The organism is Methyloversatilis sp. (assembly GCF_965284615.1).
Classification (GTDB): domain Bacteria; phylum Pseudomonadota; class Gammaproteobacteria; order Burkholderiales; family Rhodocyclaceae; genus Methyloversatilis.
Window position 1 is genome coordinate 1,646,086 of sequence record NZ_OZ260098.1, and the last position, 26,221, is coordinate 1,672,306.

The following is a 26,221-nucleotide window of genomic DNA, read 5'->3' on the forward strand; positions in this document are numbered from 1 at the left end:
ATCCCGTCCGGCGCTGGCCCGTCAGCGGATCCGGCGGCGACACATCCGCCCGACCACCGCAAGGCCGGCCATCATCGACAGCCAGGTTGACGGTTCGGGCACCGGTGCTGCCATCAGGTTGGCGGCGGCCATCTGCGCGCCGATGTAGCGGCCGACTTCGCCGGCACCGACCGGGTCTGCTTCGTCGAAGGGCTGAGCCTCATGGTCCTCCGGATTGTAGGCACCCAGATACTCGTAGAACTCGTAGCGCCGGATGACCGACTTCCGGTCGTTGACATCGGCGGCCAGGGGCTTTTCGAGCAGCAGTTCGTCACCCTCGCCGTTGTCCTTGTCTGCCGGCTTGGCCTGGAACAGCACCCACTCGATTTCGGTTTCCGACTGTTCGCGCGGCACGACCGCGTTGTCGCTCAGCAGTTCTTCAAGTTCGACTTCGCGCTCGATCTCGGTCGTGTAGACCTTGACCCACTGCGCCACCCCATATTGCTCGCGGTCTTCCGCAGGTTCCGGTGCGATCACCGCCTGTACGATCGGCGGAGCCGGCGGCAGGCCGGGGTCGGCGGGTGCGGGATCGACGACCTGCCACGCCGGCGCGGCGATCAGGACGTTGCTGCCGACCGCGCTGATCTGACCGGTGGCCGCGTCGCCCTTGAGCCAGCGGTACTGCGTACTGGTCGCATTCTTGTTGAGGCCGAGACCGAAGTGTTCGCAGCCGCTCCCCGCATAGCCGGCACCGCCACCTGACCAGCAACTGTGACCGTCGGTCGGCGAGAAACTGCCCGGCACCGGCGTTGCGGCCAGGAAGACGCCGCGGGCACTGTCATAGGCGCTGAGGTAGCGGACGAAGATGCCATCGGCGAAGCTGTCGATGCGCGGACTGCCGTAGCGGTTGTAATCGCCGCCGAAGGTGTAGCTGACGTCTGCCGCCGACACGCCATGCAACTCGATCTCGAAGCCGTGCGTCTCAGAACCGGTGTCGTTATAGACGTCGAAATTGCTCAGGCTGCCGTACAAGGTCGGGCTGGCCAGTGCGGCGCCGGTGCCTCCGGCCAGCAGCGCGGCGACGATCCAGCGCGCGGTGTTCGATGATTTTCTGTGCATGGCGCTCTCCTCGTGCCGAAGTGTGGGGGCAGCGCTTTCCGTGGATGGCTCCCCACCCGGGAATACGCTGTGCCTGCCGCGGAACGTGTCAATAACGAACGACGCGCACTGTCCGACCGGACAATGCGTGTCGTCGTCCCGTGACGCGACCACGATCTGCCGCCATCGTCCTGCACGGACAATAACCATGCATTAAGTAGGGGTTAACGCGCCGCCGGACTCCATTCGGCCGGCCGAGGCCGGGGCTCGCCGGATCGCCAGGCTTTCGGATCGGCAGCGGGCGTCGTGCGCCCGGGCGCTCAGGCGTACTCGACTGAACCATCCGATCGCGGGTCGGATGCACCTTCGACGCGACCATCCGGGTGTCGCACGATCAGCCCGGCGTGTCCGGCGCTGTCGTCGAAATCGCTGAGCGATTCGATCGCGTGGCCGCGCGCGGCCAGCTGCTCGAACACCTCGGGGGCGAAGCGCGACTCGAGCTTCAGCGTTTCACTGGCCGAACCCCAGGTGCGGCCGAGCAGCCAGCGTGGAGCCGACACGGCGTCCTGCACGCTGTCACCGAAGACGAGATGGCGGGTGAACACCGTGGCCTGAAACTGCGGCTGACCGTCGCCACCCATGCTGCCGTACACCACGGTGCGTCCGTCCTTCAGTTGCGCCATCGGTGGATTCAGCGTGTGGAAGGGCTTGCGGCAGGGGTCGAGGGCGTTCAGCGCGCCCGCCTGCAGCGAAAAGCTGATGCCGCGGTTCTGCCACAGCACGCCGGTGTCGCCGGCCACCACGCCGCTGCCGAACTCGTGATAGATGCTCTGGATGAAGCTCACCGCACGGCCTTCGCCATCGACGACGCCGAGCCAGACGGTGTCGCCGGGCGCCGTGTTGACGCGGCCGCCGGCGCGCTCGGGATCGATGTTGTCGGCCAGGGTGTCGAGGCATTCCGGTGACAGCAGCGATTGCGCGTCAACACGCATTCGCGCCGGATCGGTCAAATAGCGGTCGCGGATGCGGAAGGCCTGCCGGGTCGCTTCGACCACGCGGTGGATGTAGTCCACCGACTGTCCGTGCAGCCCCTTCAGACCGAGTCGGTCGAGTTGACCCAGTATCAGCAGCGACAGAAGACCCTGGGTCGGTGGCGGCATGTTGTAGATGCGACCCAGGCTGTGCTCGAGCTCCAGCGGCGTGCGCCATTGCGCGCGGTGGGCTGCGAAGTCGGACAGCCGCAGCGGACTGCCGGCACGCTCCAGCGCCGACGCCATGCGCCGGGCCAGTTCGCCGGTATAGAAATCGGACAGACCCTCGCGCACGAGCTGCGACAGCGTGTCGGCCAACCGCAGCTGGTAGAGCGTGCTGCCGGCCGCGGGCAACTCGCCGTCCGGCATGAAGTTCAGCGCGAAACCGGGCTGCGGGCCGACCTCGGGCTCCTTCACGCGCAGACTGCGTGCCAGGTTCTCGGTCACCGTGACGCCGTTGCGCGCATGATGTTCGGCGTCGCGCAGCAGGCGCGACAGCGGCAGTCGGCCACCGGCTTCGGCCGCTGCCTGCAACGCAAGCTGCCAGCCTGATACGGTGCCAGCCACGGTCAGTGCGGCCAGCGGGCCGCGGTTCGGGATGCGATCGCGCACGTCCTGGTCGGCGTACCAGGCGCGGCTCGCCAGTGCGGCAGAGGCGCCGCAGGCGTCGATCGCGCGCGGTGCTTCGCCCGGTTCGGCGATCAGCCAGAAGCCGTCGCCGCCGAGCGCGTTCATGTGCGGGTAGACGACGGCGATGGTGGCAGCGGCGGCGATCATTGCCTCGATCGCGTTGCCACCTTCGCGCATGACGTCGCGCGCAGATTCTGCGGCGAGGCGGTGGGGGGCGACGGCGATGCCGCCCGTGCTTGAAGTCATGTTTGGCTCCTGTTTCGGGTGGGCGCGAAGAAACGCCGTGCGCCGCTATGGTGCATCAGTCGCGTCCGCCGTGCATCTGCGGCGCGGCAAAAGGGCATAACGCCCGTGCGCAAGGGGCAGAATGGCGCGGCACGCATCTTGCGTCGCCTGGCCGAACTTGCTGCCCACCTCCGACAACGACGTCCGACATGGCCGATCAGAAAACATTGCGTGCCCGGCTGACCGCTGCCTGGCTACGCCTGAAGAATCCCATCCTGCGCCGGCGTCATTACGCCTATCTGAAGGTCTGGCTCGGGCGCCTCGTACTGTGGGGCGGCGCGGTCGGCGTCGGTCTGCTCGCGGTCGGCTTTGCGCAGCTTTCGGATCACGCGGTGCACCTGTTCCGTGACACCGCGGCGACTCACCCGTGGTGGCCCTTTCTGCTGACGCCGCTGGGCGGCGCGCTGTGCGTATGGATCACGCGTCGCTGGTTCGCCGGTGCAGAGGGCAGCGGCATTCCGCAGACCATCGCGGAAATGTCCCGACCGGAAACGCCGGGCTGGCGACCGCTGCTGACGCTGCGCATCATCGTCGGCAAGGTGTTCATCGGCGTGGCCGCAGTCGGCAGCGGCTTCTCGCTTGGCCGCGAAGGCCCGACGGTGCAGGTCGGTGCTTCGCTGATGAATGTGCTGCATCGCTGGCTGCCCGGCGCGCTGCACATTCCGCGCACCCACATGCTGGTGGCCGGCGGCGCGGCCGGCATCGCCGCCGCTTTCAACACGCCGTTGGCCGGCATCGCCTTCGCCATCGAGGAACTGACGCGCAGCGTCGAGGCGCGCATGAGCGGTCTCATCATCACCGCCATCGTGCTCGCCGGCATCGTGTCGCAGACCTTTCTCGGCAAGGCCAGCTATTTCGGTCAGATCGCCATCGCCGGCAGTGACCGCGACATGGCGCTCGCCGTGGCGGTGACCGCGCTGGTGTGCGGCGTGGCCGGCGGGCTGTTCTCGCGCATGCTCATCATCGGTTCGACCTCGTGGCGCGGGCCGCTTGCCGATCTGCGCGCTCGCCGTCCGGTACTGTTCGCCGCGGCCTGCGGTCTGCTGGTGGCAGCGCTCGGCTTCGTCAGTGGCGGCGTCAGCTTCGGCAGCGGCTACGCCGAAACGCGCGCACTGCTCGAAGGCGACACGCAGCTCGCGTGGTACTACGGTCCGGTCAAGTTCATCGCCACGCTGATTGCCTATCTGAGCGGCCTGCCGGGCGGCATCTTCGCGCCCAGTCTGGCCATCGGTGCCGGCATCGGCCACGACCTCGCACCGCTGCTCGGCCAGCAGGAGGCGCAGGGCCTGCTGCTGGTGCTGTGCATGGCCGGCTTTCTCGCCGCGGTGACGCAGGCGCCGATCACCTCTTTCATCATCGTGATGGAAATGGTCGATGGCTATTCGGTCATCATCGGCCTGATGGCGGTGTCGCTGCTGTCGGCCGGTGTGTCGCGCTTCTTCAGTCAGCCGCTCTATCACACGGTGGCGCGGCACATGATTGCCCGCAATGCCGCGCCGCCCGGGTGATCAGCCGCGCGGGAAGGACATCCACACGTGGCGGCGGTAGTCGTACATCTGGCAGTCATTGAGAACGGTCAGGAATTCCTTCAGCGTCAGCTTTACCCTCTTCACGTTGCCGCTGAAGGTCTGTTCCAGTGAAGCCTGGGTCTTGACCAGCCGGTAGAGCGGAATCTTCTTGTCAACGTGGTGGGCGGTGTGCTGGAACACGCGGGCGAAGGAGAAATCCAGCCAGGCCGGCACTTCGGTGTGGATGGAGCCTTCGACCTGGGCGCGGAAGTAGTTCCACTCGTCGCGGTTGTCGTACCAGCGGATGGTCGGGTAGGTGTGGTTCTGGATGGTCACGAAGGTCATCACGTAGTTCCACACCAGGAAGGGCAGCCCGACGCACAGCGCGAGGTTCCATGCGAACCCGGCCGCGTCGGCGGCAAACAGGTAGGCCATGAACACCTCGAAGGCGAGGAATCCGAACACCGCGACGAAGTCGGCCAGCGCGACGGCCGGCGGAATCTCCTTGCCGTTTTCCGAGCGGCGCAGGATGAGCACCTTCCACCAGATGTCGAACAGGTAGTAGCAGCCGAAGCCCCAGATGCTGCGGTAGAAGCGATGCACGCGCTTCTGCCACGGCGACAGCGCGGCGAACTCGTCCGGCGACATCGGCGGATACACCGGATCCATGCCCTTCAGATTGGTCACCCGTGATGCATCTTGTTGTGCTCGATCTTCCACGTGCACACCGGATGCAGCGAAGGCATGAAAGCCAGCGTGGCGAACAGACGGTCGAAGAAGGGGCGGTTGGTCAGCGAGCCGTGCGCGGCGTCGTGGCCGATCACGAACATGATGCCGATGGCCTGGCCGCTCATGACGCCGAACAGCGCCTTGAGGGCCAGATTGTCCATCGACAGCGACAGCGTCCACAGCCCGGCAAACAGGCTGGCCACGGTCAGGAAGAGCAGGCTGCCGAGCGGCAGGCTGTAGGCGTAGGCGATGTCGGGCAGCGTGGAACGGACATCGAGCGGGGTCGGGCAGCGTTCGGTCACGGAAGGGCTCCTGAGATGAGTGGACGGCATCAGGCGGCGACCGCGCCGGCGTCGGCCGGTTGGGTCTGCATGTCGAGGCGCAGCGTGCTCAGGCCGCGGAAGCCGAAGTTCGCCAGCCATTCGGGCCGGGTGTTGACGGCGGCGATGTGCGGGCAGCGGGCGAGCAGTGCATCGAAGGCGATCTCTGCTTCGAGCAGCGCGAGGCGTGTGCCGATGCACACGTGCGGGCCGTGCCCGAAGGCGAAGTGTGCGGTGTCGGCACGGCCGATGTCGAAGCGGTCGGCGTCGGCGTGGCGTGCTTCGTCGCGGTTTCCCGAGGCGATCAGCGGCACCACCATCTGCCCGCGCCGGATCTGCGCACCTGCGTACTCGAAATCCTCGGCGGCGATGCGGGTGAGGTACTGCACCGGGCTGTCGTAGCGCAGCATTTCGCGCACCGCGTTCGGAATGCGCGAGCGGTCGTCGCGCAGCGCCTGCATCTGGTCGGGGTGGCGCAGCAGCGCGAGCATGCCGTTGCCGAGCAGGTTGCGCGTCGTTTCATGGCCGCCGAACATCAGCATCGAACACTGCGACGCGACCTGTTCGCCGTTCAGCGCTTCCTCGTCCTCCTCGATGCGGATGAGCAGGCTGATAAGGTCGTCACCGGGCGCGTGCCGGCGTTGCTCGACCACCGCCTCGAAATAGCGCGTCATCGCCAGCAGGCTGTCACGCCCGCGATAGGCCACCTCCAGCGAACTGGCGGGGTTGCCGAAGAAGCGGGCGATGTCGTCCGACCACTCGATGAACTCCGCCTGATCGCGGGCATCGACGCCCATCAGTTCGCAGATGACCAGCGCCGGGAAGGGGTGGGCGAAGCTGCCCATGTAGTTGACGGTGCCGCCAGCGGGCAGGCGGTCTATCAGTGCATGGGCGGTGCGCGTGATCGCATCGCGCCACAGGTCCATCACCTGCGGTGCGAAGCCCTTGTTCATCAGCTTGCGCAGCAGCGTGTGTTCCGGTGCGTCCTGGAACAGCAGCCACATGCCGAAGACGCGATTGAATTCGGCGAAGGCCGGCCGGACCGGTTCCGGCAGCAGCAGACTGTAGCAATGGCTGCGCTGCGCGCTCAGGCGGCTGTCGCGCAGTGCGGGCGCGATGTCGGCGTGCCGCGGCAGCAGCCACGCACCGCCGAGGAAGTCGCCATTCCAGTGCGCGGAGCCGGCTTCACGCAGCGCACGGTAGGTCGGGTAGGGATTCTCGATGAAATTCTGGTCGAACATGGTCGGCATCTCCGGCAGGCCGATCGCGGTCCGCGGCTGCGGATGCATATCGGAAGTAAAGGGGGGCGACGAAGGGAGAGGGCGGCGCCGGCCGCGAGGTCACGGCGCCGATGGGTGCATTCCCCGAAGTGCTTCCGGCGGTCAAGACCTCATCGCGGTTTGGTTGCGACGGCGACGCAGCAGCAGCAGCACGCCGCCGGCGGCCAGCATGGACGCGGCGGACGGCTCAGGGACCGGCGCGGCGGCGACGCCGGCGAGTTCGCCGGCCAGCATCGAGTAGGCGGCGGTGGTGAGGTGGATCGAGTCCCAGAAGAAGTGCTCGTCCGGCGCACCGCAGGCGGCGAAGGCGCTGCCGTTGAAGTCGAAACAGGCGGACGCGGCGTTGGTCAGTCCGCCCGGTGCATTGCCGGCGAGCACGGCGGCGATCGTGTCCTCGTACCAGTCCTGCGCGTCGAAGCGCATCAGGTTCACGGCCGGCTGCGTACCCTCCAGCGTGTCGAGTAGTGCGTCGAGCCGGGTGTTCATCGTGTTGACGCCCTCGTGCAGCAGCGCGCGCAGCTGCGGATCGCCGGCGAAGGTGGTTGCCCAGAACGGTTCGTACTCGAGCGCGATGCTGTTGAGCACCAGGATGTTGCGGGCGCCTGCATCGATCAGCGCGTCCACGTTGCCGGCGATGTCCTGGGCGGCCAGCGTGCCTGCCTGCTGCAGCGCTGCGAGACGAGCGTCGTCACCGAGCGAGGCGGGCAGCGCCTGACCCAGGCCCCAGAAGTCGTTGTGGCCGCCCCATACGAAGTACAGCGCGTCCGGATCGGCGCTGCCGGTGGCCGACAGATGGGCGTCAACCTGATCGCGCAGACCGGTCGCGCCGAAGGCGGTGTTCACGAAGGGGAGCACGTTGCCGTGACCGCTCAGTGCGCCTGTCCAGGCGTAGTTGGTCAGACCGATGCCGAGCGTGCCGGCGAGGTGTTCCACTGCCGACGGTCCGTTGGTGGGGCGTCCTTGGAAGAAGCCATCCGCGTAGCCGGGGATCGCGAACGGCGGCCACCAGGCGAGCACGTCCTCGACCGGCCGCGTGGACAGCGCACCGACCAGGTTGCCGGTATCCGAAAAGCTGTCTCCGAACGCGTACATCGCCGAGTACGGCGACGCCGCCCAGACGGAGGACGCACCCCCGGCAATCGCGGCCGCCATGGCCAGCCGGCACATGAACCTTCTCATCAGATATGTCCTTCCATGGGTGAGGATCGATCGTTCGCCGACGGCGCACATGACCGGATTTCTGTGTGTGCGCCGCACAAATATCGATGTTCGTCCGGTCGCGGCTGCAGCGTCAGCAATACGCATGCCAGAGGCATCGGCAGTGCCGCACCAGGAGAATCGGAAGGGGAGGAAGGGGCACCCGCCGGGGCGGCGGAAATCGCCGTGACCAGGGCCTCCGCATGCTGGATCGAAGCGGGGAAAGGCTGTGGAAAACGATTTCGTGCGAGGGGCGAGGGCCGGCGATTCGTGACCGTGCTCGCGTGAATCATTTGCCTGCGAATGTCAATGCGATATCAGAAAGGCATTTATTTGACCATCGTCTTAGGCTAAAAGTAGTACATGTGTCGCAATGCTGGACAGATTGTGTCCAACTGCAAACTTCGATGCCGAAGTCATTCGTCACCCTGCGCGGGGTGAATCACCTGTCATGACATCTTGTTTCACTTCCGGAATCTGACATGCGTTTTCCTTGCGCAGCCGATGTTTCGTGTCCGTGCGCCCGGTCCGGCCGAGCGCTGGTGGGACTGCACTTCCGTGCGCCATTTCACATGTTGCAGCGAAGCATAAAAGCCCTGGCACGGTAATGGCTATTGAGCGCTCCGGCGCCGTGCGTTCCGCACGGATGAGTGTCATGAACCGGGGCGGTGATCGGCGTGGAACTGCAGAACGACAACTTGCTGGCGTGGCTCATCGATCGACTTGCCGATGTACTGGGGCATGACGCATCGCGCATTCATCCGCACGGCACGCTGGAGGAACTTGGACTCGAGTCGATGTCCGTGGTGGCCATGGCGCGCGCGCTTGAAGCGCACTTTCCGACGCTGCCCAGGACCTTCCTGTACGACTGCAGGACGGTGGCCGATGTCCACGACTATCTGCGCACGCACTTCCCCGGCGAGGCCGCGCGGCTGTCGGCGTCGCTGACGCCGGTTGCCACGCACGTCGCCCCGGCGCCGCGCTTCAGCGACCAGTGGGAAACGCTGGACGAAGTGCCGGCCGATGCCGGCGTTGCGCCGATGGATCAGGCGATCGCGATCGTTGGCGTGGCCGGGCGCTACCCCGGGGCCGCCGACCTGGAGTCGTTCGCCGCTGCCCTGGCAGCCGGCGTCGATGCCGTCGGCGAAGTGCCGTCCGAACGCTGGTCCGCCGACGGTCTGTTCAGCCGCGATCCGGTGGCCCGCACGCAGTGGGCCAGCATGTCGAAGTGGGGCGGCTTCCTGCGCGACGTCGATGCCTTCGATTCGGCCTTCTTCGGCGTGTCGGCGGTGGATGCCGACGTGATGGACCCACAGGAGCGGCTGTTCATCGAGTGTGCGTGGCACGCACTGGAACACGCCGGCCTGGGGCCGGAGCGCCTGCCGCGCTCGCAGCCCGGAGCGGCCGCGCGCGTCGGCGTGTTCGCCGGCACCACCACGCTGTCCTATCCCTTGCTCGGCGAGACGCACTGGCGCAGCGGCGGCGGTCAGGTGCCGACGGCCATGCCGTGGTCGGTCGCCAACCGCCTGTCCTGGCTGCTCGATTTCGACGGCCCCAGCATCGCGCTCGATACCGCCTGCTCGTCGTCGCTGACGGCGCTCCATCTCGCCTGCGAAAGCCTGCGCCGCGACGAATGTGCGGTGGCGCTGGCCGGCGGCGTCAATCTTTACCTGCATCCATCCAAGTATGTGCAGCTGAGCCAGCAGCGCATGCTGTCGCCGACCGGTCGCTGCCATGCCTTTGGTGACGCCGCGGACGGCTTCGTGCCGGGCGAGGGCGTGGGCGTCGTCGTGCTGCGAAGGCTGGCCGATGCGCGCGCGGCCGGTGATCGCATCCTCGGCGTGATCCGCGCCACCGGCATTGCGCACGGCGGCCGCACCACCGGCTACACGGTGCCCAGTTCGCGCAGCCAGGGTGTGCTGATCCGCGACACGCTGGCGCGCGCCGGCCTCGCAGCGTCCCGCATCGGCTATGTCGAAGCGCACGGCACCGGCACCGGGCTGGGCGATCCGGTCGAGGTCGAGGGCCTGCTGGCGGGCTGGGCGGCTGACCGGCCGCAGCGCTGCGCGCTCGGTTCGGTCAAGGCGAATATCGGTCATCTCGAATCGGCGGCCGGCGTCGCCGGGCTGACCAAGCTTCTGCTGCAGTTCCGCGCGCGCACGCTGTTCGCCTCGCTACACTCGGCGCGAATCAATCCGGCCATCGATCTCTCACGCACGCCGTTCCGCATTCCGCAGCGTACTGAGCCCTGGCCCGACGAGACGCAGCCGCGCTGTGCCGCGCTCAGTTCGTTCGGTGCTGGCGGCGCCAACGCGCACGTGATCGTCGAGGAGTGGGTCGATGTACCTGCGGACGTCGCTGGCGGCGCCATCGCCACGGTGTTTCCGTTCTCGGCCAGCGACGACGAACAGCTCGATGTGGTGCTGGCGCGTTTCCGTGACTGGCTGGCGCCGCGTCTGGCAGAACTCGATACCCCGACCGGACGCGCCCGCGTCGCGGCGACGCTGCAGCTCGGACGCACGCCGCTGCGCGTCCGGGCACTGGCCGTCGCCGCCTCGCTGGCCGAACTGTTGCAGTCGCTGTCAACCGGTGACCTGCAGCGCGCCGGTGTCGGCGACGCCCCCGTGACGGCGGATGCAGGGACCGGCGACCCGTTCGCGCTGGCCGCGCGCTGGCTGTCCGGCGCGCCGGTGCAGTGGTTGCCGCTGTGGCTGACGGCGGGGCCGGTCATGCCGCAGCCGCTGGATCTGCCCGGCTATCCGTTCCGCCGCACCCGCCACTGGATAGGCGGCGCGCAGACACCGTCCGCAGTGCGTTTCGACGCCGCGCCGGCCAGCGCAGCGCCCGCAGGTGCGGGTGCGCTGCACATTGCGCCGGACGACTGGCGCGCGCGCAATCACGTGGTCGATGGACACGCTGTCTTTCCTGCGGCTGGCTTCCTGCAGTTGCTGGCGGCGCGCCTGCCCGGCAACGACGCGATCGAGTTCCGCGACCTGATGTGGGGACGCCCACTGGTGCTGGATGCGCCGGCTGACGTGACGGTGGAGCTGGAAGCCGATGGGCGCTGCGCCGTGCGCAGCGGCGGCAAGGACAGCGGCGCGGCTCACCTGCGCGGATCGCTGCGTGCGGCAGTGACGGAGGCGTCACCGGTCATCATCGGCGGGCCGTCCGGACCGTTCGACCGCGACGCCTTCTATGCGCGCTTCGAACGGATGGGGCTGCGCTATGGGCCTGACTTCCAACCGGTACGCGCGCTGATGCGCGAGGCGGCACACGCCGTCGCCGAACTGTCGGTCACTCCGCGCGATGACGTCGGCCGCATCGATCCGGCCCTGCTCGACGGCGTATTCCAGTGCGCGGTGGCGCTGGCGCCGGACGCCGTGCTGGCGGCCGGGCGCGCCTTCGTGCCGTTCTCGATGCGCCGCTTCGTGCTGCATGCGCCGCTGCTGGGGCGCGCACGGGTGCGCATCGAGTATCGGGGCAGCCCGGCACCCGGACTGCACGCCTTCGATTTCCGGGTTCGCGGTGACGACGGCGCGCCGCTCGCGGATATCGAGGGCTTCTGCTTCCGCGCCTGGGAGGGTGCCCGCAGCGCACCGCTGCATCTGCTGCAGCGCCGCTGGTCCGTTGCCGACAGCCGCGCGCATGCGGCCGCGCCGGTGTCGCCGATGCTGCTTGCGGGGGCGGCGGGCGTCAGTCTCGACGGGCTTGCCGCCAGGCTGCGCCGCCTGCATCCGGCGCAGCCGCTATGGCGCATCGAGACTTCGCAGCGCTTCCGCTTCCATGAAGGTCATTGCATCGACATGGATGCGGCCGAACTCGCGCACCGGCGCACCTTGCTCGAACTGCTGCAGCACGGCGACGCCTTCCCGGCGACCGTCGTGTGGATGGCCGGCAATTCGCATGAAGGGGTCGAGGCCGACGTGCGGCGATTCGTCGCGCTGGCGCAACTGCTGGTCGGTGCGCTCGGCGCACGTGCGCTGCGGCTGGTCTATGTCGGCACGCCGTCCGCCGACGACGGGCGTTGCTTCCACGGGGCCATGGGCGGGCTGCTGAAGAGCCTGCACCTGGAAGCGCCGCGCGTGTCGGCCGCCGTGCTGGGGCTGGATGCAGCGACGCGCGACGACCCGGTCCGTCGCGCCGATGCGATTGCCGCCGTGCTGGCACGCCCGCTGTCGCCCGGTCAGGTGCCGCGTCTGCGCGTACGCGACGGGCGCATCGAGGAAGAACGCTTTGCCTGGCTGGACGCGCCGACGGCCGACTGGTTGCCGACGCGCGGTGCGACCTATCTGATCACCGGCGGCATGGGCGCGCTCGGACGCATCTTCGCGCGCTGGCTGGCCCGCTGTGGCGTGCATGTCGCGCTGGTCGGCCGCAGTCCGCTGGATGACGAGGGCGCACGTGCCGTAGCCGCTCTCGGTAGTGACGGCACTTCGGTGGTGTACGTGCAGGGCGACGTGACCGACGCCGCTTCGTTCAACGGCGCGCTGCAGCAGATTCGTGCAACGCTGGGCCCGGTACGCGGCGTCATCCATGCGGCCGGTGTGCTGCGCGACGCCTTCTTCGTCAAACACGGCGACGATGACTGGCAGGCGGTGCTCGCACCCAAGATCGCCGCCGCACGTCTGCTGGACGAGGCAACGCGCGACGATCCGCTCGAAGCCTTCGTGCTGTTCTCGTCTCTGGCCGGCGCGCATGGCAATGTCGGCCAGAGCGTCTATGCCTACGCCAACGCCTGGCTGGACGACTACGCCGAATTGCGCGCGCAGGCGGTGGCGGAGGGGCGGCGGCGTGGCCGCACGCTGGCACTGGCCTGGCCGCTGTGGCGCAGTGAAAGCGGCATGCAGGCGCCGCCGCCAGTCATGCAATGGATGGCCGAGCGCGGCCTCGAACTGCTGGACGCCGAACAGGGCGTGCAGGCGCTGCGCAGCGCGATGGCGAGCGGGGCGGCGGGTGTCGTCGTCTGCAGCGGCCGGCGCGAAGGCGTGGCACGGCTGCTGGAAGTCGGGCCGGCCGGGGCCGAGCGGCCGTCGCTTGCAGCGGCGCCTGTGCGCGCTGTCGCGACGGCTGCCGACACGGCAGAGGCCCTGTGCAACCGGCTGGGCGACATGCTGGCCCGCGCCTGCGGCATCGCCCGCGCCCGCGTCACGCCGACCACGCCGCTGCAGTCGCTGGGCCTGGATTCCATCATGGTGATGGATCTGAATGGTGAACTGGACAAGCACTTCGCGTCGCTGCCGAAGACGCTGCTGTACGAAGCCGACACCGTGCAGGCGCTCGCCGCGCACATCGCGTCGGCCGAGCCGGAGGCGGCGGCACGCTTCGTCGGCGTCGCCACTGCGCCGCCGGAGGAGGCTGCGCAGCCGGCTGTCGCGGGGGTGCCTGCGGTGCCGGCGCCCTGCACGCAGCCGGAAACCGGGGTCCGGGGGGCGGAGGCGGGACACGGCCTGGCCATCGCCATCGTCGGCATCGCCGGCCGCTATCCGCGCGCCGCCGACCTCGACACCTTCTGGGACAACCTGCTGCAGGGCATGGACTGCGTCGGCGAGCTGTCGCGGCGCTGGCCGGACGATCCCGCCTTCACCCGGCGCGAAGGTGAGGCGGGGAAGAGCGGTGCCTATGCACGCTGGGCCGCGCTGATCGACCAGCACGACTGTTTCGATCCGCTGTTCTTCGGCATCGCGCCGCGCGACGCCGAACGCATGGACCCGCAGGAGCGGCTGTTCCTCGAAGCATCCTGGCTGGCCATCGAGGACGCCGGCTACACCCCGCAGACCCTGCAGTCGCCGCCGTCGCGCGACGGTGCACGGGCGCGCGTCGGCGTGCTGGCCGGCGTCATGTACGGCGAGTACCAGTACTACGGCGCCGGCGGCTCGGCCACGCTGACCAATTCGTCCTATGCCTCGATCGCCAACCGCGTGTCCTACACGCTGGGTTTCAACGGCGCCTCGTTCGCACTGGACAGCATGTGCTCGTCCTCGCTGACCGCCGTGCATACCGCCTGCCTGCTGCTGCGCGCCGGCGAGTGCGACGCGGTGCTGGCGGGCGGCGTCAATGTGTCGGCCCACCCGTATCGATACCGCATGCTGAGTGAACTGCAGTTCGCCGCCAGCGACGGCCGCTGCCGCAGCTTCGGCGCCGGCGGCGACGGCTATGTGCCGGGCGAGGGCGTCGGTGTGGTGGTGCTCAAGCGGCTGGACGACGCCCTGCGCGACGGCGACCACATCCACGGCGTCATCCGCGGTTCGGCCATCGGCCATGGCGGGCGCACGTCCGGTTTCACCGTGCCGACGCCGGTCGGGCAGAGCGAGGTGATTGCGGATGCCTTCGCCGCGGCCGGCGTGCCGGCGTCGCGTCTGGGCTATATCGAGGCACACGGTACAGGCACCGGTCTGGGCGATCCGATCGAATTGCGCGGCCTGGCGATGGCGCTCGAAGGCATGCTGGATGACGCGGTGGTGCCGATCGGCTCGGTGAAGTCGCAGATCGGCCATCTCGAATCCGCAGCCGGCGTGGCCGCGCTGAGCAAGGTGCTGCTGCAGATGCGGCACGGCCGCCTGGCGCCGTCGCTACACAGCGAACCGGCGAATCCCAATATCGATTTTTCGAAGCTGCCCTTCCGCGTGCAGGCCACCGCGGCCGACTGGCCGGCACCGCGCGATGCGACAGGCCACAGGCTGCCGCGGCTCGCCGCCATCAGTTCCTTCGGCGCCGGCGGCTCCAACGCGCACCTGGTGGTCGAGGAGTGGCCGGGCGCACCGGCCACCGACGCGCCCGGCCCGCACATCGTCGTGCTGTCGGCGCGCACGCCGGACACGCTGCGCACGATGGCACAGTCGCTGGCACGCCATGTCGAGCGTGCGCTGGCACGCGGCGAGGCGCTGTCGCTGGCCGATCTGGCGGCGACGCTGCGTGTGGCGCGCGTCGCCCAGCCCAACCGGCTCGCCGTGATCGCCGATGACCTGAGGACGCTGGAGGCGCAGCTGCGCGCCAGTCTGGAAGGCGAGTTCTGGCAGCTCGACGCCTCCACGCTGCCGGCAGGGGTGTTCAAGGGCGTGGCCGACGCCGAGGGCGCGGCCGCAGAGGCGGGCAGCGAGCCCGCGGCGCTGGCGCGTGCCTGGGTCAGTGGCGCCTTCGATGACTGGAGTGCACAGCCGGTGCCGCCGCTGCGCCGGCGCGTACCGCTGCCCGGCACCGCCTTCCAGCGCCGGCGCTTCTGGGCGCAGCCGGTCGCGGCCACGTCGGCCCCGCAGATCGCCGAGCCGGTGGCGGCCTATGTCGTCACAGCGGCTGCACCGCCCGCGCCCGACATCGCGCAGCCGCTGTCGCCGCGCGACATCCTCGAACGCGTGAAGACCGGTCGCATGACACCGGACGAAGCGAAGCGCCGGCTCGCCGGCATGCGCGCCACCGCAGACCAGTAAGCGCAGACCACCACGCGCAGACCAACAGGGACAGACATGACGGATTTTGATCGTACGGTGGGCATCATCGGCGGCGGCGCCTCGGGCATCGGTGTTGCCAAGGCGCTGACCGAGGCCGGCCTCGACTACGAAGTGCTGGAAGCCAGTGGCGGCCTGGGCGGTAACTGGCAGCCGGAGGGGCCGGCGTCGAAGATGTACGCGTCGGTGCACCTGATCAGTTCGCGCCGCAACACGCAGTTTTCCGACCTGCCGATGCCGGACAGCTATCCGCACTATCCGCGGCACAGCCAGATGTACGCCTACCTGATGTCGGTGGCTGAGCGCTACACGGTCGAGGCGCACACGCGCTTCCACACCCGGGTCGTCCGCGCGCGGCCGGAGGGCGGCGGCTGGCGCTGCGAACTGGCCGATGGCAGCGTGCGCCGCTACGCCCATCTGGTCGTCGCCAACGGCCTGCTGCGCATTCCGCTGGTGCCGAAGTTCGAGGGGCATTTCGACGGCGAGAGCGTGCATTCCGGCGACTACCGTTCGGCCGACCAGTTCCGCGGCAAGCGCGTGCTGGTGGTGGGCGGCGGCAATTCGGGCTGCGACATCGCGGTGGACGCCGCACTCAATGCCGACGCGGCTTTCCATTCGACCCGGCGCGGTTATCACTACATGCCGAAGTTCGTCGATGGCAAGCCGACGCAGGAATGGCTGATGGATATCGCGCCGAAGTTCTCCGATGCCCAGGCCTATTGGGATCACGTCGGTGCGGTGTTCAAGCTGGCCGGTTTCGACGGCACCGACTTCGGCCTGCCGGCGCCGGATCACCGCATCGATGCGGCACACCCGATCATGAATTCGCAGGTGCTCTACCACATCGGTCACGGCGACCTTGCGCCCAAACCGGACATCCGGCGCATTGACGGCCGCACCGTCGAGTTCGCCGACGGCAGCCGCGAGCAGATCGACCTCATCCTGTGGGCAACCGGCTTCCGCACCGATCTGTCCTTTTTCGATGCGGCGGATTTCGATCCGCGCGTCGATCTCGATCGCCTGTTCCTGCGCATGGTGCCGCAGCGCCACGAAAACCTGCTCTTCGTCGGCTATCTGAACACGCCGTCCGGCCTCGGCAACGTACTCAACATCACTGCGCGCTTCGTTGCCGCCTGCCTGCGCGCGCGCATCGCCGGCAGCGACAACTTCCGCCGGCTGCAGCAGATGAAGCAGCAGCCGGATCGGCTGGACCTCGGTCAGGGCCGCTTCATGGACACCGACCGCCACCGCTACGAGGTCAACCTGTGGAAATACATCCGCGCGGTCAATTTCGTCACCGGAAAGCTGCTCGACGGCGCCGCGCAGACCGCGCCGGCCGAGGCGCTGCCGGCATGAGCACTGACTTCACAACGTATACCGGGGGTTCCGCATGGACATGAGCATCGCCGACGAACTGTCGCCGGAAGAGGCGCTGGCGCTGATCGAAGGACTGGAGATGGAGGAGACGCCCATGGTCGCGCCGGCCATCGCTCCGACTCCATCGACCGTTCCTGCAGCGCGCGTGGTGCCGGCTGCGCGGCCGGCACTGGAGGTCGCGCTGGAGCACGATCTGGGCGCGCTGGTCATGGACGTGCTGAAGCTCGAAGCCACCGACTTTTCGCCGACGCGCTCGCTGATGGACTACGGCATGGATTCGATCTCGTCCACCGAGATCGGCAACCGTTTCACCGCGCGCTTCGGCATCGTCATTCCGCCCACCGTCTTCTTCGAGTTCCAGGATCTGCGCGGCCTCACCCGCTATCTGCTGAAGAATCACGACGCCGACGTGAAGCGCGTGCTGGGTGAACTCGAAGGGTCGGTTGCCGTCGCGCCAGCTGCCGCCGCTGCCCGTGCCCCCGAACCTGTCCGGACAGCTCCGGCCCCGGCCCCGGTCCCGACTCCCCGCCCGGCGCCCGTTGCCGCGGCGCCGTCGCCGGCCCCGCGGGCGGTGACCGCGGCGGCCGACGCGCCGCTGTCGATCGAGGCGCTGTGGGCGGAGCAGGGCGGCGCCACTGCGCCGGCGTCCGCCGTTGCGCTCGCAACCGCTCCCTTACGAGTACCGGTCGCCCGGGCGCAGGACACCGCCGTCGAAGGCGGCGTGCGCCAGCCCTCGCGCGAACATCTGGATGCACAGCAGGTCGTCGTCGATCAGGCGCGCTCGGTCAGCGTGCAGGGGCGTTCCGGCCGCACCATCGAGGCGGCGGTCTACGGCCTGGGGCGGCCGGTGCTGCTGCTGGGCGGCCTGGTCATGCACACCTCGGTCATGTGGCGGCTGCAGTTGCGCGAACTGGGCGAACGCTACCGGCTGATCGCCTATCACATGCCGGGCTGCGGCCGCACCGACTTCTACAGCCCGCTGACGCTGTCGTCGATGGCGGACGACGTGGCCGAACTGCTGGATGGCCTGGGCATCACTGATGCGCTGCCGGTGATCGGCTATTCCTTTGGCGGCGTGCTGGCGCAGCGCTTCTGCGTCAACCATCCGCAGCGCGTGTCCGCGCTGGTGGCGACGGTCACCTCGCCGTTCGCGCAGGGCGCGAACGACTTCGCCACGCTGATGCGCGAGCTGCAGATGAGCGAGCGCTTCATGGAACTGAACCGCGGCTGGAACATTCCGTCGCTGCCGGCCTACCAGGCCGTCGTCGGTGCCTTCGACCATCGCGAGGCGCTGTCCGCCCTGCGCTGCCCGGCGCTGGTGATCAGCGGACGCGATGACCGCTACATGCAGCCGGCCTATGGCCGCGCGCTGGCGGACGCGCTGCCCGGCGCGCGCTACGTGTGCTTCCCGGGTGCCGGTCATCTGCTGGGTTTCACTCACTTCGAGGCCTACAACCGTCTGCTGCTGCGTTTCCTCGACGAGGTGGCGCCGGTGCGCGGCGAGGCGGCGGGGGTGCCCGCACTGGTGCCGGCCAGCGCCTTCGCGCCGGCCGACGCCGACGCGCTGCAGGTGCTGGAGGACTATGTGCGCCGCGGCGATCAGGGCCACTGCGCCATCCTGTCGCCGCAGTCGGCCCAGGTCGCGCTGCTGCTCAACCGCATCCAGGCGCAGAACAAGACCGGCGACGAGGACTACCGCTGCCTGTTCCTGACCTCGCAGCACGAGGCGCTCGACGCCGCACTGCGCCTGGCCCGGCACCGCGCGCGCAACCGCGACGCCGACAGCAGCGGCGAACTGCTGCTGATCGACGCCGGAGAAGGCTGGCGCCGCTACTTCGATCCGCTCGACGCAGGCCCGGACGACGCACTGGTCCCGGGTGTGGTGTTCGTGTCCACCGTGCTCGAAGCGATCGAGCGGCTGGAAGGCGGCGCCTCGCCTGTGGCGGCCGTGCTGGTGTGCGATGCCTTCACGCCAACCGAGGACGCCGACCGCCTGATCGCCACCTGCGCTGCGCGCGAGGTGCTCAGCGTGCTGGTCAACAACAACGATCCGGACACGGCGGCTGAGGCGTGGATCGCGCCGTCCTGCCGCGAGCGCGCCGACATGATCGTGCTGGGCGAATCGATGGCAGCGAGCCGGGTGCCGGTGGCCGCCTGCATGGTGCGCGCGCCGGTACACCAGACCTGGAGCATGACGCCCAGCGAAAGCTATGTGCGCAACGTGATGACCAGCTTCGGCTTCCCGCTGGCGGTGGCGCGCGAGGCACTGCTCCGGGCCTTCGGCGATCGCATCGACGCCGCTACGCACCGGCTGATGCGGCGCATCGACGCCGATGTCAACGCCTGCTACGACGCGCACCTGCGCTGGGGCAATTCCGGCTACGCCCGGGTGGCGCGCCTGCACGGCTTCGACGCGCGCTTCGAGGCGGCACGCGGCATGAAGTCACTGCTGCGCGACCGCGACGGCACCGCGCGCACGGTGCTCGACTGCTTCGTGAACGTGGGCACCAGCCCGCGCGGCCTGAACCCGCTGGACGTGATCGACGGCGTGGTGCGCGCGCACGACGCGAACACCGATTACTGGGGCGAACTGGCTGCGCTGCTGAGCGAGCGCACCGGACTGCCGCACGCCTTCCCGGCGTCGAGCAATGTCACCGCGGTCGAGGTGGCGCTGACGCTGGGCGCGCTCGCCAGTCCGCAGAAGCGCCGCATGCTGTTCTTCTCCGGCGGTCTCGGCTTCTCGATGCTGAGCGCGGTCGCTTCGCATGACGCGGTGTTCGACATCTTCCGCAAGCCCTTCGAGCCGCTGTACCGGCACAGCGTGTTCATCGACGCGCACGGGCCGGACGCAGCGCAGAAGCTCGAAGCCGAACTGCTGTCCGGCGACATCGGCCTGGTGTGGTTCGAAACCATACAGGTGGATGCCAACGCCACCCGCCCGCTGCCGCCGCAGCTGGTCGAGCTCATCGCCCGCCACCGCGAAGCCGGCGGCTATCTGGTCGGGGTGGATGAAACCCAGACCAATCTGATGACCGGCCGCCTGCTGCACAGCGCGCCGCAGGTGCCGTCGCCGGACCTGGTCGCGCTGGGCACCGCGCTGTGCGATTCGCTGGTGCCGACCGGCGTCGTGCTGTGCAGCGACGCGGTGCGGCAGCGTGCGCTGGCGCGGTCCCCGGCGCGCCTGCAGGAACTGGCCGGCCGCCAGCGCTGCCCGCTTTCGGCGCACATTTCGCTGCACGCGCTGCGCAAGGTGTTCGAGCAGGGGCTGGACGTCCGCGCGGCAGCCACCGGCGCGTCCTTCCGGGCGAAGCTGACGGCGCTGCAGCGCGAACTGCCGATGATCACCGCGGTGCGTGGCGAAGGCCTGCTGCTCACCATCGATCTCGACCTCGCCGGGGCTGATCCCTTCCTTCAGCGCAGCTTCGGCTACCTGCTGTGGGGCGCCATGCTGCGCGACCCGGTGCAGGGCGTGGCGGTCGCGGTCTGCCCGATCCACAACAACAGCCTGCGTTTCCTGCCGCCGCTGGACATCGCCGACGCCGAGGTCAACCTCATCGTCAACAGCCTGCGCCGCCATCTGTCCGGCGGCATCGCGCCGGTGGTGCTCGACTGCGCCGCGCATTCGGCGCGCATCGGCGAAGCGCGCACCGCTGCATTCCTGAAGTCCCTCGTCCCCACCGAAAACAAGGAGGTCCGTCGCATGAGTGCTCCCCGTTCACTGTCCGCGCCGCCGGTCGCACGCGAATTCACCCGCGCCTTCGTCGAACGCATTCCGGGCGGCGCACGCATGCTCGAACGCCTGCGCGGCAAGGGCCGCTCGCCGCGCCAGCTGCCGCGCGTGTGCGTGGTCGGCGCCGGCGTCGGCGGCATTTCGATCGGCAAGGCGCTGACCGAATACGGCATCCCCTTCGACTGCTTCGACGGGCGTGACCGCATCGGCGGCATCTGGGCCTTCGATCCGGATCGCAAGTTCACCTCCGTATGGCACGCGATGAACCAGAACACGCCGCGCGGCCTGTACCAGTACACCGATTTCCCGATGCCGGACGACTACCCGGATTTTCCGTCGCATCAGCAGGTGCACGCGTATCTGGAAAGCTATGTCGATCACTTCGGCTTCCGCGACCGGATACAGCTGAACACCCAGGTCAAGCGCGCCGAGCGCTTCGGCGACAAGGGCTGGCGGGTCACGCTGGACAGCGGCGAGGTGCGCCACTACGACGCGCTGGTGGTGGCCAACGGTCACCACAACGAACCGAACTTCCCGGATTACTACTACCGCGACGTGTTCGACGGCGAGTCCATCCACTCGCAGCACTACCGCTATCGCGAGGACTACCGCGACAAGGACGTGCTGGTGGTGGGCGTCGGCAACAGCGGTTCGCAGGTGGCGGTGGACATCAGCCACGCGGCGAAATCGACCTGCATTTCGCTGCGTCGCGGCGTCTATGTGCTGCCGCACTACCTGCTGGGCCTGCGCATGGACCGTGCGATGGCCTTCCTGAACGACTGGTGGTTCAAGAAGATCCTGCCCTATCCGCTGTTCAACCTGGTGCACACCGGGCTGTACAAGGCGCTGATCCAGCGGCACAGCAGCATGGGCATGCCCAAACCCGATCACCTGATGATGTCCAGCCTGCCCACGCTGTCGGAGAACTTCGCCAACCGCATCGGCGACGGCAAGCTGAAGATCGTGCCCGAGGTGAAGCACATCAAGGGCCGCAAGGTGTTCTTCGCCGATGGCAGCGTGCGCGAGTTCGACGCCATCGTCTATTCGACCGGCTTCAAGACCACCTTCCCCTTCCTCGACAAGCAGTTCCTGAACGCCGACGACAACAAGGTGCCGATGTTCAAGCGCATCTTCGTGCCCGGCGTGGACAACCTCGCCTTCATCGGCCTGTTCCAGGCGGTGACCTGGGGCTTCCTCGACATGATGGAAGCGCAGTCGAAACTGGTAGCCGAGCACTTCGCCGGTTTCTATCGCCAGCCCGACATCGCCGCTCAGAAGCGCGACATCGAGCGCGAGCAGAAGATCATCCGCCGCGAGTATCTGGCGACGCTGCGCAACAACTACGAAATGCACGGCCCGACCTATATGCACGAGCTGGCGAAGGAACATGGCCGCGGCCGTGCGCGCGCCCGCAAGGCCGGCCTGCCGATGCCTTGCCCGGCCAGCGGCGTGCCGGTGACCGACGAGAGCACGCCGCAGGACGTGCCGGCGCTGGCCGGAGCAACGGTGTGATGCACCCGTCCGCTGCCATCGCCATCGTCGGCCTTGCGGCGCGTCTGCCCGGTGCGCCGGATGTCGCCGGCTTCTGGCAGACGCTGCTCGGCGACGCTGCGGCCATCGCCGAGGTGCCGCCGTCACGCTGGGACTGGCGCGCGCATTACGCGCCGCCGGGTGGCGCGGCGAACACCGCCTATTCAACGGTGGGCGGATTCATCGACGACGTGGATGCCTTCGATCTGCGCCACTTCGGCATCGCGCCGCGCGAAGCCGAGGCGATGGATCCGATGCAGCGGCTGTTCCTGCAGTCCGCATGGACCGCGCTGGAGGACGCCGGCATCGCGCCGCGCAGCCTGTCCGGCCGGCGCGTCGGCGTGTTCGCCGGCGTCGGCAATGCCGAATACACGTCGCTGATGCGTGCCGCGCACTGCGACAACGACGCCTACCGGGCGACCGGCATGGCGCTGACCCTGGTCGCCAACCGGCTGTCCTATGTGCTGAACCTGCGCGGCCCGAGCCAGGTGGTCGATACCGCCTGCTCCGGTTCGCTGGTCGCGGTCCATCGCGCCATCGAGCAGCTGCGCCTCGGCCAGTGCGAACTGGCGCTGGCCGGCGGCATCAGCCTGATGCTGAGCCCGGAACTGCACGTCGCCTTCAGCCAGGCCGGCATGCTGAGCAGCGCCGGGCGCTGCCGGCCCTTCGACGCCGAGGCCGACGGCTACGTGCGCGGCGAGGGCGCCGGCGTGGTGGTGCTGAAGCGGCTCGACGACGCGCTGCGCGACGGCGATTTCATCCATGCCTGCATTCTCGCCTCGGCCGAGAACCACGGTGGCCGCGCACACAGCCTGACCGCGCCCAGCTTCAAGGGGCAGGCCGAAGTCGTTGCCGCGGCCTGGCAGGCGGCCGGACCGGCGGTACGTCATCTGTCGCACATCGAGACGCACGGCACCGGCACGCCGCTGGGCGATCCGATAGAGATCGCCGGGCTGAACGAGGCGCTGCGTCAGTGCCGCGGCGTCGATCCCGAATGCACGCCGGCCGGCGACATCCGGCTCGGCGCGCTGAAGGCGCGCATCGGCCACCTCGAAGCCGCGGCCGGCATCGCCGGTCTGATCAAGACCGTGCTCGCGCTGCGTCACGGGCTGATTCCGGGCCATCCGGCTTTCGTCCGTGCCAATCCGCAGCTCGAACTGAGCGGCTCGCCGCTGCGCATCGTCAACCGTCCGCAGGCGTGGGGCGAGGGGCCGCGGGTGGCCGGGGTCAGTTCATTCGGTTTCGGCGGCGTCAACGCGCACGTCGTGCTGCAGGCGCAGCCTGTGCCGGTGTGGCCAGCCGCAGCTGACGAGGCCGAAGTCGTGCTGCTGTCGGCGCGCGACGCCGATACGCTGCGCGCACGCGCGGCGCAGCTGTTCGACTACCTGTATCCGGATGTGCAGCCGCACGTGCTGCTTGCGCTGCACCGGGCCGCCGGTGTGCTCGATTTCGACGCGCAGTGGGCGGCGCTCGGCGTTGACGCCGGAACGATGGTGCGTGACGCCCACGCGGCCGCGCAGGCGCTGGGCATCGATGCCGCGCGGCTCGATCTGCGCGACTGCCTGAACTGGGGCGAGGTCGCGGCCGCACTGAGCGAAGCCTTGCCCGCGACGGATGCGTCGGCGCGGCTGTCTGCCCGCGCCAGCCTGCCGCGGCAGGTGCTGGCGCCGACGCTGCATGCGCTGGCGATGTCGCTGTTCATCGGCCGCGACCTGCAGGCGCACCGGCTCGCTGTTGCGGCAAAGGATTTCGGCGAACTGGCGCTGCAGCTGGCCGGTTGGCTGTGCGATGCGCCGGCGCCACTGGCGGTTGCTGCGCAGAGTGTGCGGGACAACGGCGACCCGCAGCCGCCGCCCGACTGGCACAGCGCCACCGCGGTGGCCGACTGGCTGCGCACGCAGTTGGCCGTTCCGGCGGTGAGCGAAGTGCTGTCCGCGCGCTATGCCGCGGGCAGCGCAGCGCGTGTGCCGCTGCCCACACTGCCGTTCCGCCTCGATCGCGTGTGGTTCCGCGCGGCCGCGCCGGTCCCGCCGCAGCCGGGCGCTGATGCGTCGCACGACGTCGCCGGGCTGCGCGCGTACTGGACGGCATTCCCGGGGGCGCCCCTCGGCGGCAGACCTGACTGCCTGCCCTCGCTGCTGCCGTGGCCGGGCCATGCCGCGACAAGCGGCGCCGTCAGCTTCGTCGATGTCGCCTGGGCCGCAGCGTCGCCGCGCCACCGGCAACTGACGGCGACCCGTGTCGGCGCCGGTCTGAACTATCGCGCACAGGCCGACGACGCCACGCAGACACTGCTGCGCGTCGAGCGCATCGACGCCGGCAGCGGTCCGGACGCGACGGCAGGTGTTCCTTGTGACGTCGTCGTGGACGCCGATCCATTCGCGTCGCAGGACCCGGGCGCACTCTGGATGCACTGGACCGTCGCCGTCGTGCGCGCGCTGCAGCGGCTGTTTCCGGGCGCCACGAGCGCGCCGCTGCTGCCTTACCGCGCGGTCCGTGTGAGCTGGGCGGCCTTGCCTGCGGCCGGGCCACAGCGCCTGCTGCTCGGCGTGGATACCGACAGCGGACGCGTCGGCGTGCGCGGCGAGATCGACGGACGCACGGTGCTGCAGATCGATGGTCTGGAATTGCGCGAGGCGCGCTGGCTGGCACAGCCATCGACGACCGGCGCGGAGATGCTGTCATGAAGGCGGTCGTCTTTCCGGGGCAGGGCGCGCAGCGCAAGGGCATGGGCGTCGAACTGTTCGAGCGCTATCCGCGGCTGGTCGAACAGGCCGATGCGTTGCTCGGCTACAGCCTGCATGATCTGTGCACCGAGGGTGCCGACCGTCTGATCGACACCCGTTACACGCAGCCGGCGCTCTTCGTCACCGGCTATCTCGGCTACCTGGATCACGCGCACCGGCACGGCGCGCCGGCCATGCTGGCCGGGCACAGCATCGGCGAGTTCGTCGCGCTGGCGGCGGCCGGCGCGCTCGACTTCATCGACGCACTGCGTCTGGTCAACCGGCGCGCCCGCATCATGGCCGCCATCCGCGACGGCGCGATGGCGGCGGTCATCGGCCCCGGGCGCGACGAGGTGGACGCGTTGATCGCGCGCCTGGGCGTCGATGGACTTGAGATCGCAAACGAGAACAGTCCCACGCAGACCATCGTCGCCGGGCTGTCGGGCGAGATCGATGCCTTCGTCGAGCGCTGTCGCCAGGCGGGCACGCGGGCGGTGCGCCTGCGCGTCAGCGGTGCCTTCCATTCGCGCCACATGCGGCCGGCAGCGGCCGAGTTCGCGCAGGCGCTGCGCGAAACGCGGTTCCAGCCCCCGCGCATTCCGGTCATCGCCAATGTGACCGCACGGCCGCACGACGCGCAGATCGCCGACGTGATGGCGGCCCATCTCTACAGCCCGGTGCGCTGGATGCAGTCGGTGCACGCCATGCTCGACGCAGGCGTGACCGAGTTCGTCGAGATCGGCCCGGCGCCGGTGCTCGGACCGATGGTCAACGAGATCCGCGCCGCCTGGCGCCCGCAGCGAGGCGCAGCGGTGGCGGAGGTGCACTGGCCCGAGTTCGCACCGCCGCCAGTGGCCGGTGCCCACGCCGCACTGGCCGCCGCGCTGCACCGGCTGTACGTCGAGCCGGCTGCCAGTGCCGCCGACTGGGCCGCGCTGTGGCCGTGCGGACTCGATGTCGCCGGCTGGCCGCCGCTCGAACTGGCGGCCACGCCGCGCGCCGTGCGCCGCCAGGTCCGCCGCGCACTGGAAACCCTGATTCCGGCGGCCGCGTCCGCGCAGCACGCCGACCCGTCTTCACCCTTGCACGGACGACACCCATGAGCACCGAACACGATATCGCGGACTTCATCACTACCTTCATCGCCGACCGCACCGGCGTACCGGCGCACGACATCGAGCCGGAGGAGAACCTCGGCAGCTACGGACTGGGTTCGATGCAGGCGGTCGATCTGGTCGGCTCGCTGGAAGACCGCTACGGCGTGTCCTTGCCGCCGGCGCTGGTGTTCCAGTACCCGACCGTGCGCGAGCTGTCGCTTGCCGTTGCGCAGCGCGCCGCCGCGACGACGGGAGCCTGAGC

The 26,221-nt window shown here is 69.1% G+C and carries 13 protein-coding genes; 7 read left to right on the plus strand and 6 right to left on the minus strand.

From position 1 onward, the window contains the following. Positions 1-21: 21 nt before the first annotated feature. Both ACQ66H_RS07980 and ACQ66H_RS07985 read right to left on the minus strand, forming a co-directional pair. Positions 22-1,098: a PEP-CTERM sorting domain-containing protein gene (locus ACQ66H_RS07980; protein WP_430433550.1), complete on the minus strand. Its 1,077-nt coding sequence runs from the start codon at positions 1,096-1,098 to the stop codon at positions 22-24. Between the two features lie 299 nt (positions 1,099-1,397). Then, positions 1,398-2,984 (minus strand): gamma-glutamyltransferase family protein, encoded by a 1,587-nt coding sequence (locus ACQ66H_RS07985; RefSeq protein WP_430433552.1) that lies wholly within the window; start codon positions 2,982-2,984, stop codon positions 1,398-1,400. Positions 2,985-3,172: 188 nt separating this feature from the next. On the opposite strand from ACQ66H_RS07985, the gene ACQ66H_RS07990 reads away from it, so the two are divergent. After that, the gene (locus ACQ66H_RS07990) at positions 3,173-4,531 is read left to right on the plus strand and encodes a chloride channel protein (protein WP_430433553.1); all 1,359 of its coding nucleotides are present in this window, start codon (positions 3,173-3,175) and stop codon (positions 4,529-4,531) included. Here the strand turns inward: ACQ66H_RS07990 and ACQ66H_RS07995 are convergent, their stop codons facing one another. The 4 genes from ACQ66H_RS07995 to ACQ66H_RS08010 all read right to left on the minus strand — a co-directional run bounded on the left by ACQ66H_RS07995 (position 4,532) and on the right by ACQ66H_RS08010 (position 8,039). Continuing rightward, positions 4,532-5,218 (minus strand): fatty acid desaturase, encoded by a 687-nt coding sequence (locus tag ACQ66H_RS07995; protein WP_430433554.1) that lies wholly within the window; start codon positions 5,216-5,218, stop codon positions 4,532-4,534. Further along, positions 5,215-5,562, minus strand: a complete 348-nt coding sequence (locus ACQ66H_RS08000; RefSeq protein WP_430433555.1) for a fatty acid desaturase — start codon at positions 5,560-5,562, stop codon at positions 5,215-5,217. The genes ACQ66H_RS07995 and ACQ66H_RS08000 overlap by 4 nt, the downstream gene beginning before the upstream one ends. A 29-nt stretch (positions 5,563-5,591) precedes the next feature. Beyond that, positions 5,592-6,821 carry a cytochrome P450 gene (locus ACQ66H_RS08005; RefSeq protein WP_430433556.1) on the minus strand — a complete coding sequence of 410 codons (1,230 nt, stop codon included), beginning with the start codon at positions 6,819-6,821 and terminating at the stop codon, positions 5,592-5,594. Between the two features lie 141 nt (positions 6,822-6,962). Beyond that, complete coding sequence (locus ACQ66H_RS08010; RefSeq protein WP_430433557.1) at positions 6,963-8,039, minus strand: SGNH/GDSL hydrolase family protein; 1,077 nt, start codon at positions 8,037-8,039, stop codon at positions 6,963-6,965. Between the two features lie 701 nt (positions 8,040-8,740). Here ACQ66H_RS08010 and ACQ66H_RS08015 point away from each other — a divergent pair. From ACQ66H_RS08015 to ACQ66H_RS08040, 6 genes are read left to right on the plus strand one after another with little or no spacing between them, the layout of a single operon-like run. After that, complete coding sequence (locus ACQ66H_RS08015) at positions 8,741-15,481, plus strand: SDR family NAD(P)-dependent oxidoreductase (protein WP_430435610.1); 6,741 nt, start codon at positions 8,741-8,743, stop codon at positions 15,479-15,481. A 36-nt stretch (positions 15,482-15,517) separates the two neighbouring features. Next, a complete protein-coding gene (locus tag ACQ66H_RS08020) occupies positions 15,518-16,855 on the plus strand; it encodes a flavin-containing monooxygenase (RefSeq protein WP_430433558.1) in 1,338 nt (445 codons plus the stop codon). Between the two features lie 34 nt (positions 16,856-16,889). Continuing rightward, positions 16,890-22,118: an alpha/beta fold hydrolase gene (locus tag ACQ66H_RS08025; protein WP_430433559.1), complete on the plus strand. Its 5,229-nt coding sequence runs from the start codon at positions 16,890-16,892 to the stop codon at positions 22,116-22,118. Continuing rightward, the gene (locus ACQ66H_RS08030; protein WP_430433560.1) at positions 22,118-24,823 is read left to right on the plus strand and encodes a beta-ketoacyl synthase N-terminal-like domain-containing protein; all 2,706 of its coding nucleotides are present in this window, start codon (positions 22,118-22,120) and stop codon (positions 24,821-24,823) included. Before ACQ66H_RS08025 ends, ACQ66H_RS08030 begins: the two co-directional genes overlap by 1 nt. Continuing rightward, positions 24,820-25,965, plus strand: coding sequence for an ACP S-malonyltransferase (gene fabD / locus ACQ66H_RS08035; protein WP_430433561.1), 1,146 nt, complete (start codon positions 24,820-24,822; stop codon positions 25,963-25,965). The genes ACQ66H_RS08030 and fabD overlap by 4 nt, the downstream gene beginning before the upstream one ends. Next, positions 25,962-26,219: an acyl carrier protein gene (locus tag ACQ66H_RS08040; RefSeq protein WP_304000817.1), complete on the plus strand. Its 258-nt coding sequence runs from the start codon at positions 25,962-25,964 to the stop codon at positions 26,217-26,219. The genes fabD and ACQ66H_RS08040 overlap by 4 nt, the downstream gene beginning before the upstream one ends. Positions 26,220-26,221 lie beyond the last annotated feature (2 nt).